We start from the raw sequence: 11,968 nt of genomic DNA, 5'->3' as shown, positions 1-11,968 counted from the left end.
GTCGCGGGTCGTCGCCGCCATGGGACGAGGAGGCGCGGGCCGGCCCGGACGCGCCCGTCACCACCGCCTCGCCCGTCGCCACCGCCTCGCGCGAGACCGCGCCCACGAGCCTCGCGCAGAACACGGCGCCGTGCCCGTCGCCGCCCGGCGAGCCGAGCCAGACGTCGCCGCCGCGGCGTCGGGCGATGTCCCGGGAGAGCGGCAGCCCGAACCCCAGACCGTGCACGCGTGCGGGGTCGGGCTCGTCGTCGGCACGGTGCGGCCCACGATCGAACAGCTGGTCCACGTCGGCGACGCCGTCGCCCGAGTCCATCACCGACAGGTGCAGGTCGGTGCCGTCGTCGAGCACCTCGACCTCGATCCAGGCGGGCGTGACCCGTCCGGCGACGGCCGCCCGGACCGCGTTGTCGACCAGGTTGCCGAGGACGGTCGTCACGTCGCCGGGCTCGACGACCGACCCCGTCACGAGCGTCTCGGGCCCGAGCTTCAGCAGGACGCCCCGCTCGGCAGCCTCGACGCCCTTCGCCCCGAGGAACGCCTGCAGGTACGGCTCGGTCAGCCGGTCGGCGTGGGCGACCGGGTAGCGCAACGGCCCGTGGTCGAGGACGTCGGCGAGGTAGGCGCGGGCCTGCTCGGCGCGACCGAGCTCGAGCATCCCCGACAGGGCGTGCAGCCGGTTGGCGAACTCGTGTCGCTGCGCGCGGAGGGCCGTGGTCATCGCGCCGACGGCGTCGAGCCGGCGGGTCAGGGCCTCGACGGCCGTGCGGTCGCGCACCACCGCGACCCGGCCCAGGTCGACCCCGTCGCGCGACACCGGACGCACGTCGACGAGCAGCACGTGGTGGCCGACCACGAGCGTGGTGTCGGCCGGGGTGCCCGCCGAGGTGCCGGCCGACGCCTCGTCGACGGCGTCGCGCGGCCTGCGCGGCTCACTCGGACCGAGCAGCGCGACGAGCCCCTCGGGCAGGCCGAGCCCGGCGAGCGGCCTCCCCACGGCGGTCGATGCGTCGACCGCCAGCAGTCGCGCGGCCTGGTCGTTGCACACCGTCACGACGCCGTCGCCGGACACCGCCAGCACCCCCTCGCCGACCCCGCCGAGCACGGCCTGCTGGTTCTGGACGAGGCTCGACAGCTCCTCGGGCTGCAGCCCGAGGGTGGCGCGGTCGAGCCGCCGACGGATCAGCACCGACGCGACGACGCCGAGCGCGAGGGCGAGCACGGCCACCCCGACGACGGGCAGGGCGTCCTGCACGAGGGTGTCGTAGACCCGGGTCGGCGCGTACCCGACGCTGACCTCGCCGACGACGTCCGCCGCCGAGCCGGAGGCCACCGACGCCGCGCCGACCGAGACGCCCGGAGCGTAGATCGGCACCTTCGCGCGGGCCGAGTCGCCGAGCGTGCCGCGCTCCCAGGCGACGACCTCCTCCCCTCGCAGGGCGGCGTCGGGGCTGGTGCTCACCCGCTCGCCGATGCGGGAGGGGTCCGGGTGCGCCAGCCGCACCCCGCGATCGTCGGTCACGACGACGAAGAGCGCCCCGGTGCGCTGCTGGGCCGCGACCGCGGTGCGCTGCAGGGCTCCCCGGGCCAGCGCCTCCTGGTCGATCTCGGTGCCGTCGACGCTCAGCAGGGCGACCTGCTCCCGGACGTCGGTGTCGCTCGCGACGCTCTGCGCCACGGCGAGCGCGGTCGACTCGGCCTCGCGCGCCAAGCGCTGGACGGCGATCGTCGCGAAGACGGCACTGGTCAACAGCACGATGGCGGTGACGACGGCGAGCTGGAGCAACAGCACCTCGGTCGCGAAACGTCGCTTCCGGAGGCGCGGCGCCGCCCCCTGCCCCGACCCGCCTCGCGCACCCGCCCGACGGCTCGCCGGCGTGCGGCGTCCCCGTGGTGAGCTGTCGTCGGTCACGCCCGCCAGGGTACCCGGCGCGGCCGACGCGACCCGCGCCTCCTCGCGGCCCCGCCCAGCCCTCGTGCACGCGCCGCACCGCGTCCCGTGCATCGCACCTCGTCTAGGCACGGTGCGGTGCACGAGACGCGGTGCCAAGCCGGGGTGGGGTCGGGGTCGGGGGCAGGCCGGGCGTGAGCAGAACGCGCAGAACGGTGCCAACGCGCGATAGTCGGCCAATGCGCACAAGCGCGACGCGGCTCGGGAGGCGCGGCTAGCGTGCCCGGACACACGAACCGGACGAAGGAGTCCTGATGCTCGTCATCCTCGGTTATCTGATGATCGCCACCTTCATGGTGCTGATCATGACCAAGCGGCTCTCGCCGATGCTCGCCCTGATCATGGTGCCGACCATCTTCGGCCTGTTCGCGGGGGCCGGCCTCGGCATCGGCGACATGGTGATCGAGGCGATCGGCGACCTGGCCCCGACCGCGGCGTTGCTGATGTTCGCGATCATGTACTTCGGGCTGATGATCGACGTCGGGCTGTTCGACCCGCTCGTGCGCTTCATCCTCCGCGTCACCGGCAACGACCCCGCGAAGATCGTGCTCGGCACGGCCCTGCTGGCCGGGGCCGTCTCTCTCGACGGCGACGGGTCGACGACCTTCATCGTGACGACCGCCGCCATGCTGCCGATCTACCTCAAGCTCGGCATGAGCCCGGTCGTGCTGACCTGCGTCGCCGGCCTCGCCAACGGCACCCTCAACATCGTCCCGTGGGGCGGGCCGACCGTGCGGGCCGCCGCGGCGCTCAACGTCGCGCCGTCCGACATCTTCGTGCCCCTCGTGCCGTCGCTGATCACGGGCCTCGTCATCGTGTTCGTGTTCGCCTGGCTGATGGGCCTGCGCGAGCGCCGCCGCCTCGGCACGGTCGAGCTCGGCGGGTCGGTGCTGGCCGCCGCGGCCGAGAAGATGTCGCCCCTGTCGCGCGAGCTGGCCACGGCCGCCCGCGGGGGCGGACCGGGCAAGGCGGGCGTCGGCGTCTCGATGTTCACCAGCCCCACGGTCGCCCTGGGCCTGCGCGGCGGTCGCGCCGACGGCAGCCGCGCAGACGCCCCCGGCGAGCGCGCGGTCGACAACCCCGGCGGCAGCGGCGCCAGCGAGAACGGCACGCCCCTGACCGGCACGATGGCCGACACGATGCTCGACCCCACCCGCGAGACCCTGCGCCCCGGGCTGATCTGGTTCAACTTCGCGCTGACCGTCGTGGTGATGGTGCTGCTCGTGCTCGACCTCTTCCCCCTGGCCTACGTGTTCATGGTCGGCGTCGCGGTCGCGCTGCTGATCAACTTCCCGAAGGTCAAGCAGCAGTCGGCCGAGATCGTCGCCCACGCGCCGAGCATCGTCGGCGTCGTCTCGATGGTCTTCGCCGCCGGCGTGCTGATCGGCGTGCTCAACGGCACGGGCATGGTCGACGCGATGGCGCAGTGGCTCGTGCAGGTGATCCCGAACGAGTTGGGCCCGTACCTGGCCGTCATCACGGGACTGCTCAGCCTGCCGCTCACCTTCTTCATGAGCAACGACGCCTTCTACTTCGGCATCCTGCCCGTGCTCGCCCAGAGCGCCGCGGCGTTCGGCATCGAACCGGTCGAGATGGCGCGCGCCTCGGTGATCGGCCAGCCCGTGCACCTGCAGAGCCCGCTCGTGCCGGCGATCCTGCTGCTGGTCAGCCTGGCGAACGTCAACCTCGGCGACCACCACAAGAAGGTGCTCTGGCGGGCGGCCGTCGTCTCGGTCGTCATGCTCGTGGTCGCCGTCGTCGTCGGGGTGATCCCCTTCGGCTGAGGCCACCCGGGCGGGTCAGCCGGGCGGGGTCAGCCGGTGGCGTCGAGGTAGACCGGGCGCGACGGCTCGTGCGACGCCTCGACGGTGCGGACGGCTCCGAGGTGCTGCAGCACGGCGACCCGGGCGGCCTCGAGGCGGCCGAGGACGTCGCGCTGGCGCTCGGCCAACGAGGAGGCGCGGGTCGCCAACTCCTGCGGCAACGGCCCCAATCCCACGGGCGGCGTCCACCGACGGGCCGGGGTCGGCAGCGCGGTGGGGTCGCCGTCACCGGCGGGAAGGGAGGCGTCCGCCTCGATGACCAGCGCCTCCAGCTCGTCGAGGGCCGCGCGCCAGGCGGCGTGCGTCCGTTCGGTCCTAGGCGACACCGACGCCTCCGGCCAGGCCGGGGACCGCCGAGGCGGCGCCGGCCTGCAGCGAGGCCGCGGCCTCGTGCCACGCCTGGCGCAGGGGCTCGAGCAGCCCGGCGACCTCCCGGGTCTGCGCGACGTCACGGTGCACGTTGGCGTTGACCAGGGCGGTCGACGTGTAGGTGTACAAGGCGAGCAGGCCCTCGCCGCCGTCCCAGACGTCGATCTTGAGCGACGACGACAGCTCGGCGATGATCGCCTGGGCGTGCAGCAACTGCTCGGAGGCGGCGGCCCAGTTCGCGGCGACCTGTGCGGCCTCGGCACGTGACAGGTCGAGCATGAGGCGGTCGTAGAGCATCGTGACGAGCTGGACGGGCGTCGCCGACAGCACGGCGTCGCTCGTGTACTGGGCGCGCTGCTTCTGCACGACGGCCGAGGGGCCGGCCGAGGCCGCGGCGAAGGCGGCGAACGAGGTGGCGTCCATCAGCTGCTGCTCGTCGAGAGGCTGGCGAGCTGGCTCGAGATGTACTTCTGCTGCGCGGTCAGGGCGCTGAGCGAGGTCTCGAGGGCCGAGTAGGTCTTCTGGAGGCTCGCGCGGCGAGCGGAGAGACGGTCGTCCCAGTCGCTGACGCGGTTGTTGAGGTCCTTCACGACCGACTGCTGCCCCGTGATGGTCTTCGTCAGCGAACCGTCGAACTTGTCCGAGACGGCCGTGGCCGTCGAGGCGACCCGGGCCGCGATGGCGCTCATCGTCGCCTGCACCTTGGCCGGGTCGGCGGCGAGGGCGGCGGCGAACTTCGTGGCGTCGACGGCGAACTGGCCGGTCTTGGCGTCGATCGAGATGCCGATGACGCTCGGCGACTGCCCGTCGACGGGGCTGAGCACGGAGTCGGTCAAGCGTTGTGTGATGCCACGGGTGGTGGAGTTGCCACCGAAGACGCCCGCGGTGACCGTGGTCACGCCGGACGCGTTGGTCGTGGTGGTGGCCGCGCTCCTGGTGCTGATCAGGCTCAACGCGGCATTGACGCCGGCGACCAGGTCGGTGGCGACCTTGGTGGCGGCGGTCGCGTCCCGGGCGATCGCGAGGTGCACCGGCTCGGTCGTCGTGGCCGAGACCGTGACCGAGACGCCGGGCAGGACGTCGGTGAAGGTGTTGCTGCTGCTCGTGACGACCTGTTCGGCCGCCGTGCCCGCCCAGAGGGTGATCGAGGCGTCGCGCGCCTGCGAGATCACGGCGGCGCCGGGCTGGGCGATGAGGTCGGGGGCGGTGCCGGCGGCCACGTCGGCGGTGGTGCCGCGGAAGACGTCGAAGCCACCCTCGGCTCCGCTCTTCTGGCTCGACAGCTGGAGACGGTACTGGACGGCACCCGAGGCGTCCTTGCCCGAGGCGACCTTGACGGCCGAGACGCCGGCGGCGGAGGCGTTGATCGCCGTCACGACGTCGTCGAGCGACGAGGAGGCGGCGGTCACCTCGGTCGTCGTTCCCGCGGCCGAGACGAAGGTGAGCGTCGCGGGCGAGTCGGGCCACGCCGTCATCGCCGCGGTCACCGCGGTCTTGGACGACGCGGTGGCCCCGACCACGAGGTCGACCGAGCCGGAGACGGCACCGGGAGCGGTGGTGGCCGTCACCGCCGTCGAACTGCTGGTCGGGGTGAAGAGGGAGAGCGAGCCCGCCTTGGCGGTCGAGGTCGCGAGGGTCGCCAGGTCGGCGATCTTCGTGTTGAGCCCCTGCAGGGCCGTGACGAGCGTCTGGCCGACGGTGGCCTTGTTCTTCAGGATCGTCTGGGGCACGGCCTCGGACTGCATCAACGTGTTGATGAGCGTGGTCGTGTCGAGCCCGCTGACGAGGCCGTCGATGCCGAGCGAGGCCATCAGGTGCTCCTGTCGAGGTGGGGTGTCCGGGTCGGACCGTGGGGCAGATCGAAGTGGGGGGAGCGCTGAGACCGGGTGGCCCGACGGCGCAGGATCAGCTGCACCGTCGACGCCACCCGGTCTCGAACCGCGGTGAGGTGGTGGGTCAGGCCCGGGCTGGGAGCTCGGGACCCTCCTCGGCTACGACTAGCGGAGGAGCGACAGCACGCCCTGGCTGCTCTGGTTCGCCTGGGCCAGCATCGCGGTGCCGGCCTGGCTGAGCACGTTCGAGCGGGTGTACTTGACCATTTCCTCGGCCATGTCCACGTCGCGGATGCGCGACTGAGCCGCCGTGAGGTTCTCCTTCGCGACGTTGGTCGACGCGATGGAGTGCTCGAAGCGGTTCTGCACGGCACCGAGCTCGGAACGGGCCGACGACACGTCCTTGATCTGCGTGTCGATGGCGGCGATCGAGGTGAGGGCGTTGGCCGACGAGTCGAACGTGAGCGCCTTGACGGCGGTCGCGACGGCCGTGATGTCGGTGAGGTTCACCGAGATCTGGTCGTTCGCAGCCGTCGAGCCGGCTCCGACCTGGAACGTCAGCGAGCCGGCACTGTTGAGCAGGTCGATTCCGTTGAAGTTGGTCGAGTTGCCGATGCGGGTCAGTTCGTCGCCGAGGGCCGTGACCTCGGTCTGGATCGCCGTACGAGCGTCGGCGTTGTTCGAGTCGTTGCCCGACTGGACAGCGAGGTCGCGGACACGCTGGAGGATCGAGTGGACCTCCGTCAGGCCGCCTTCCGCGGTCTGGACGACCGAGATGCCGTCCTGGGCGTTACGTGCGGCCACCGTGAGTCCGCCGACCTGCGAGCGCAGGCCCTCGGAGATCGCGAGACCCGCCGCGTCGTCAGCGGCACGGTTGATGCGAAGACCGCTGGAGAGCTTCTCGAGGCTCTTCGACAGGTCGTTCTGCGTGCTGTTGAGGTTGCGGTAGGTGTTGTTGGCCGCGAGGTTGGTGTTGATCTGCATACCCATGGTGTTCTCCTCCGTGACTGGGTGGTGTTCGTCGGCCCATCCGTGGGCTGACACCGGCTACTGTCGGCCGGTCGACCGCGGCTGTAAGTCAGCCGCAGAAGTTTTTTCGGGCGATCTCAGACCGCCGTGCTGATGCCGGCGGCGTCGGGCTCGCGCATGGCGCGGGCGATGCCGACGGCGGCGTTCGTCGCGACGCGCGACAGGTAGGCGCTGCGGCGGGCCGGCGCGGTCTTCGAGACCGGCGTGAACTCGGCGTCGGGGTCGTCGGCGTAGTGCGACTCGAGGGCGTCGCGCAGCAGGCGGACCGCCTCGGTGCGCTGCTGCGAGACGGCGCTGTGGGTGATGCCGAGCTCGTCGGCGATCTCGGTGACCGTGCGGTCGCCGAAGTAGACGCCCTCGACGATCAGGCGCATGCGCTCGGGCAGGGCCTCGACCGCGGCGGCGACGTAGCGGCTGCGCTCCGAGACGAGCAGGTTCTCCTCGGGCAGCGGCAGGTCGGCCGCGAGGTGGTCCGCGACGGTGTCGTCGAGGGCCGAGACCGTGCGGGCCGCGTCGGTCAGGGCACCGGCCGCCGTCTGGCGGTCGACGCCGAGGGCTCCGGCGATCTCGTCGACGCTCGGGGCGCGTCCCAGGGTCGCGGTGAGCGCCTCCTGGACGGCCAGCGTCTCCTTGATGCGCTTGCGGGTGCCGCGGCTGGCCCAGTCCCCCGAGCGCATGTCGTCGGCGAACGCGCCGACGATGCGGGTGCGGGCGTAGGCGCCGAACGGGATGCCGAGCGTGGGGTCGAAGGCGTCCGCGGCCTGGACGAGGGCGACGGCCCCGACCGAGGCGAGGTCGTCACGCGACAGGTGGGTGGCGCGGGCGCAGACCTCCGAGACGAGGTAGCCGACCAGTGGCAGGTTCTCCACCACCATGGCGTTCCGTTCGGTGCGGTTCATCGCGACTCCCAGTGCGATAGGGGACCTCGTGGTCCGGTGATCGTGACTCCGGGCGCGACGAACGGCCCTCTGATCAGGGCACGTCGACAGGGTTCGCCGAGGAGGCGCGGTGCACCGGACGAGACGTCGTCCGGACCGCAGATGATGCGTGGCGACCGACCCGTCGGGGGCCCGTCGCTGCTCTGCAACGCTACCGAGCCGGAGGGGGGCGGCGGCAGGCCGGGACTGCCCCCAGTGCGGGGGAACGACCGTCATCTCTTCGGGGGACACACCTCGTGCCCTCACCCCCGTACTGGGTCGGAACGCCCCTTCCTCCGAGCGGTGCTTTAAGGCTAGGCGCAGGGTTCGAGCCGATGACTAACGGGCCCCGCGCCTCCGCCGATAGTCACCGGTGCAGAGGACGCCGGGCACTCCTCGCCGACGGACGACGAACCCGACACCCCGATGCGACCGACCGAGGAGGCCCCCATGGGCGCGAACGAACTCTCCGCGCTGCTCTGGCGAGAGCGCGAGCTGCTCGAGCTGCTGACCTTCAAGCTCGAGGAGGAGCAACTGCTGCTCACCGCGGGCCGCAGCCGCTGGGTCGACCACGCCACGCGCGAGGTCGAGCAGGTGCTCGGTCGCCTCCGTTCCGCGGGGCTCGAGCGGAGCGTCGAGGTGTCGGCCGTCGCCCGCGAGTGGGGCACCGACGAGGAGGCCCCCTTGCGCGAGATCATCTCCGCGGCACCGTCCGGCCCGTGGGGCGAGATCTTCACCGCCCACCTCCGCGCCATGACCGAGCTGACCGGGCGCATCGCCCAGCTGCGCGACGAGAACGAACGCTTCCTGCGGGCCGCCGCCCGCGCCACGCAGGAGACCCTGGCCACCGCGTCCACGGGCCCCGCGACCGCGACGTACGACGCGACGGGCCAGACCGGTCACGCGAGCTCGGCCAGCGCCTCCGGCGGTCACCTCTTCGACGGGCGGCTCTGACGTGGTGAGCACCTTCGGCAGCCTGGCCACCGCCTACCGCGGGCTGACCGCGGCCCGCACCGGGCTCGACGTGGTCGGCCAGAACATCGCCAACGTCAACACCGAGGGCTACACGCGGCAACGGGTCACGCAGTCCTCGATCGAGGCGGCCGCCCGCGTGGGCGTGTTCTCGAACGGCGTCCAGCCCGGACAGGGCGTGTCGGTCGACGGCATCGCCCGCATCGGCGACCGGTTCGCCGACGCCCAGGTCCGCGGCGCCGCCGGGGCAGCCGGCTACCAGGGCGTGCGGGCGTCGGTCACGGCCGCCCTGGAGTCGTCCCTGAACGAGCCCAGCACGACCGGCATCGCCTCGCAGCTGACGAAGTTCTGGTCCGCCTGGCAGGACGTGTCGAACGACCCCTCGGCTGCGGCCCCTGCGGCCGTCCTGCTCGGCCAGGCGAACACGATCGCCCAGACCCTCTCGACCGGCTACAAGGCCGTCGACGACCAGTGGACCTCGCAGCGTCAGCAGCTCGACGGCCTCGCCTCGCAGCTCAACTCGGCCGCGACCCAGGTGGCCGACCTCAACGTGCGCATCCGCACCGCGACCCAGCAGGGCGTCAGCACCAACGAACTGGTGGACGCCCGCTCGGCACTGACCGAGAAGATCGCGACGCTCGCCGGAGGCACGGTGCGCGACAACGCGGACGGCACGGTCGACGTCCTGGTCGGCGGCAACGCCCTCGTGTCGGGCGACTCGGCCCGCCAGGTGAGGGTGACCGGCGACTACACGCTGGCCACCGCCTCCTCGGGGGTCTCGCTCGAGTGGACCCACCGCGCCGGCGACCCGATCTCGCTCGACGGCGGCAGCATCGCCGGTTCGCTGTCGGTGCTCGCCCCGGCCGCGCCCGGCGGCACCGGCGGGGTGCTGGCCGAGGCCGCCGCGAGCTACGACGCCCTCGCGACCCAGCTCGCCAGCCAGGTGAACGCCGTGCACGCGACCGGCACGACCGCCGACGGCACCACGGGCCACGACTTCTTCGCCCTCACCGCCGGGGTGCCCGCGGCGCGCGGCCTCACCGTGCTGCCGACCGGCGCCTCGACCATCGCGTCGGGCAACGGCACGGGAGGCGCCCTCGACGGGTCGATCGCCCGCGCCGTCGGCCGGATCGGACTCTCGACCGGATCGCCCGACCGCGCCTGGGGCTCGATCGTCAGCACGATCGGGGCCACGGCCCGCACCGAGGCCGACCGCTCGACCCTCACCGACCTCGCGGCGACGTCCGCCAAGGGTCGCCAGCTCTCGACCGCCGGGGTCAGCCTCGACGAGGAGAACGTCAACCTGCTCACCTATCAGCACGCCTACCAGGGCGCGGCCCGCGTCATGACCGCGATCGACGAGATGCTCGACACGTTGATCAACGGCATGGGACGGGTCGGGAGGTAACCGATGATCACCCGCACCACGAACCAGATGGCCATGCTCACCGCGCAGCGCAACCTGCAGACCAGCTCGTACCGGGTCGACCAGGCCCAGCAGCGGGCCGCGAGCCTCGACCGCATCTCGAAGCCGTCGGACGATCCGGCCGGCACGGCGGACGCCCTGCGGGTCAAGGCCGAGCAGGCGGCCAACGTGCAGTTCTCCCGCAACGTCGGCGACGGCAACGGGTGGCTCTCGCTGGCAGACTCGGCGCTGTCGTCCACCGACGACGTGCTCAAGAAGGTGCGCGACCTCACGGTGCAGGGCGCCAACACCGGCGCGCTGTCGCAACCCGCCCTCGACGCCATCGCGACCGAGATCGACGGTCTCAAGGCCGACCTGCTCGCCGTGGCGAACACCTCGTACAACGGCCGCAGCGTCTTCGCCGGCACGTCGGACGCGGGCGTCGCCTTCCGCCCCGACTTCAGCTACACCGGCACCCCGGGCTCGTCGGTCACCCGCCAGATCGGCGTCGAGACCGACGTGCGCGTCGACGCCGACGGAGCCGCCGCCTTCGGCACCGGCGCCGACTCGGTCTTCAGCATGCTCGACCGCATCGCCACCGACCTGCGCGCCGGCGTCAACGTCGGCACGCGGCTCACCGAGGTCGACGCCCGGTTGACGGCCGTGCGCGGCGTACAGTCCGACATCGGGGCACGACAGTCCCAGATCCTGAGAGCCGAGGACACCCTCTTGGACACCAAGACCACGCTGGAGGCGCAGCGCGCCGGCATCATGGACCTCGATCTCGGCGAGGCCGTGCTCGACCTGCAGATGCAGAACACCTCGTACCAGGCGGCCCTCGCGGTCACCGCCAAGGTGCTGCAGCCCACGCTGATGGACTTCCTCCGATGAGCGCGAACGCCGCCCGCGAGGTCGCGGGCTCCGTCGTGACGTTCGTCGCGCCTCCGTTCGGTCTCGAACCGCTCACCGACTTCTCGCTCGAGCGCATCGACGGCGCCCACGGGCTCTTCGCCCTGCGGGCGAGCGGGTCCGAGGTGCGACTGTTCGTGCTCGACGCGTCGGTGCACCTGCCCGACTACTCGCCCGTCGTGTCGGACGACCAGTCCGCCACCCTCGACCTGCAGGACGCCGCCGACGCCCTGCTGCTCGTCGTCGCGACACCCGCGTCGACCGGCATGACGGTCAACCTGCTCGCGCCGATCGTGGTCAACGTGCGCACCGGAGCGGGCGCCCAGTTGATCCTCGAAGGCCAGGACTGGCCGCTGCGCGCCGAGCTGAGCCCCCGCGCGTAGCCACCCGCCGACGGTGGGGCACGGGGTCGCCCGTCGGCCGGGCACCGGCTCGCCCCTCGGCTGGGCACCGGCTCGCCCCTCGGCTGGGCACGGGCTGCGAAGGCGGTCACGGTGTGGTGACGACCGATGCGGCCGTCGCGCCCATCGGCTTGCCTGGGACCCAGGAGGCGCGATCATGATCACGACACCCCGCACCACACGGCACCGGTTCGCCGTCGGCACGATGGCGGCGGTCACCGCCGTCCTGCTCGTCGGCTGCTCCACGGGGGACGACGCATCGGGTTCGGGCGGCCCGGCCGCCACGCGTCCGGCGTCCGAGACCCCGACCGACCCGACGGCCGCCGCCGGACCCGGCCCGGTCGCGCCGCCCACCGACGCGAC

At 72.6% G+C, this 11,968-nt stretch carries 11 protein-coding genes and 1 pseudogene; 6 read left to right on the top strand and 6 right to left on the bottom strand.

Going from position 1 to position 11,968, the window contains the following annotated elements; genetic code table 11:
* A partial coding sequence (locus tag IFT36_RS12695; protein WP_307785098.1) for a sensor histidine kinase occupies positions 1–1,909 on the bottom strand: 1,909 nt, incomplete at its 3' end.
* A gap of 293 nt (positions 1,910–2,202) precedes the next feature.
* Here IFT36_RS12695 and IFT36_RS12690 point away from each other — a divergent pair.
* A complete protein-coding gene (locus IFT36_RS12690) occupies positions 2,203–3,732 on the top strand; it encodes a CitMHS family transporter (RefSeq protein ID WP_056043702.1) in 1,530 nt (509 codons plus the stop codon).
* 29 nt (positions 3,733–3,761) lie between these two features.
* Here IFT36_RS12690 and IFT36_RS12685 read toward each other — a convergent pair whose 3' ends face one another.
* From IFT36_RS12685 to IFT36_RS12665, 5 genes are all read right to left on the bottom strand, one after another.
* Positions 3,762–4,097, bottom strand: a complete 336-nt coding sequence (locus tag IFT36_RS12685; RefSeq protein ID WP_173153544.1) for a hypothetical protein — start codon at positions 4,095–4,097, stop codon at positions 3,762–3,764.
* Positions 4,087–4,563 (bottom strand): flagellar export chaperone FliS, encoded by a 477-nt coding sequence (gene fliS, locus IFT36_RS12680; RefSeq protein WP_173153547.1) that lies wholly within the window; start codon positions 4,561–4,563, stop codon positions 4,087–4,089. The genes IFT36_RS12685 and fliS overlap by 11 nt, the downstream gene beginning before the upstream one ends.
* Positions 4,563–5,951 carry a flagellar filament capping protein FliD gene (gene fliD, locus IFT36_RS12675; RefSeq protein WP_200413303.1) on the bottom strand — a complete coding sequence of 463 codons (1,389 nt, stop codon included), beginning with the start codon at positions 5,949–5,951 and terminating at the stop codon, positions 4,563–4,565. The genes fliS and fliD overlap by 1 nt, the downstream gene beginning before the upstream one ends.
* Before the next feature lie 186 nt (positions 5,952–6,137).
* A complete protein-coding gene (locus tag IFT36_RS12670; protein WP_274598573.1) occupies positions 6,138–6,962 on the bottom strand; it encodes a flagellin N-terminal helical domain-containing protein in 825 nt (274 codons plus the stop codon).
* Between the two features lie 116 nt (positions 6,963–7,078).
* Entirely contained in the window at positions 7,079–7,900 is an 822-nt protein-coding gene (locus tag IFT36_RS12665; RefSeq protein WP_056043710.1) for a sigma-70 family RNA polymerase sigma factor, read from the bottom strand.
* Positions 7,901–8,368: 468 nt separating this feature from the next.
* Between IFT36_RS12665 and IFT36_RS12660 the strand changes: the two genes are divergently transcribed.
* The 5 genes and pseudogenes from IFT36_RS12660 to IFT36_RS12640 form a co-directional block, all read left to right on the top strand.
* Positions 8,369–8,872: a flagellar protein FlgN gene (locus IFT36_RS12660; RefSeq protein WP_056043714.1), complete on the top strand. Its 504-nt coding sequence runs from the start codon at positions 8,369–8,371 to the stop codon at positions 8,870–8,872.
* Between the two features lies 1 nt (position 8,873).
* Complete coding sequence (gene flgK, locus IFT36_RS12655) at positions 8,874–10,298, top strand: flagellar hook-associated protein FlgK (RefSeq protein WP_307785097.1); 1,425 nt, start codon at positions 8,874–8,876, stop codon at positions 10,296–10,298.
* Between the two features lie 3 nt (positions 10,299–10,301).
* The gene (gene flgL, locus IFT36_RS12650; protein WP_056043718.1) at positions 10,302–11,186 is read left to right on the top strand and encodes a flagellar hook-associated protein FlgL; all 885 of its coding nucleotides are present in this window, start codon (positions 10,302–10,304) and stop codon (positions 11,184–11,186) included.
* Positions 11,183–11,587, top strand: a complete 405-nt coding sequence (locus IFT36_RS12645) for a flagellar assembly protein FliW (protein WP_123571326.1) — start codon at positions 11,183–11,185, stop codon at positions 11,585–11,587. Before flgL ends, IFT36_RS12645 begins: the two co-directional genes overlap by 4 nt.
* 175 nt (positions 11,588–11,762) lie before the next feature.
* Positions 11,763–11,968, top strand: a pseudogene (locus tag IFT36_RS12640) (hypothetical protein); the annotation flags it as partial.

The sequence above is a fragment of the Frigoribacterium sp. CFBP 13605 genome, from assembly GCF_014839405.1.
In the GTDB taxonomy this organism is placed as follows: Bacteria; Actinomycetota; Actinomycetes; order Actinomycetales; family Microbacteriaceae; genus Frigoribacterium.
The sequence above is the reverse complement of the archived record's forward strand: the minus strand, read 5'-3'. Positions and strand labels throughout refer to the sequence as shown.

What these genes read in the sequence shown, in the direction of transcription:
- IFT36_RS12690 (WP_056043702.1), top strand. Translation starts at nt 2,203, where the DNA reads ATGCTCGTCATCCTCGGTTATCTGATGATCGCCACCTTCATGGTGCTG.
- fliS (WP_173153547.1), bottom strand. Translation starts at nt 4,563, where the DNA reads ATGGACGCCACCTCGTTCGCCGCCTTCGCCGCGGCCTCGGCCGGCCCC.
- fliD (WP_200413303.1), bottom strand. Translation starts at nt 5,951, where the DNA reads ATGGCCTCGCTCGGCATCGACGGCCTCGTCAGCGGGCTCGACACGACC.
- IFT36_RS12670 (WP_274598573.1), bottom strand. Translation starts at nt 6,962, where the DNA reads ATGGGTATGCAGATCAACACCAACCTCGCGGCCAACAACACCTACCGC.
- IFT36_RS12665 (WP_056043710.1), bottom strand. Translation starts at nt 7,900, where the DNA reads ATGAACCGCACCGAACGGAACGCCATGGTGGTGGAGAACCTGCCACTG.
- IFT36_RS12660 (WP_056043714.1), top strand. Translation starts at nt 8,369, where the DNA reads ATGGGCGCGAACGAACTCTCCGCGCTGCTCTGGCGAGAGCGCGAGCTG.
- flgL (WP_056043718.1), top strand. Translation starts at nt 10,302, where the DNA reads ATGATCACCCGCACCACGAACCAGATGGCCATGCTCACCGCGCAGCGC.
- IFT36_RS12645 (WP_123571326.1), top strand. Translation starts at nt 11,183, where the DNA reads ATGAGCGCGAACGCCGCCCGCGAGGTCGCGGGCTCCGTCGTGACGTTC.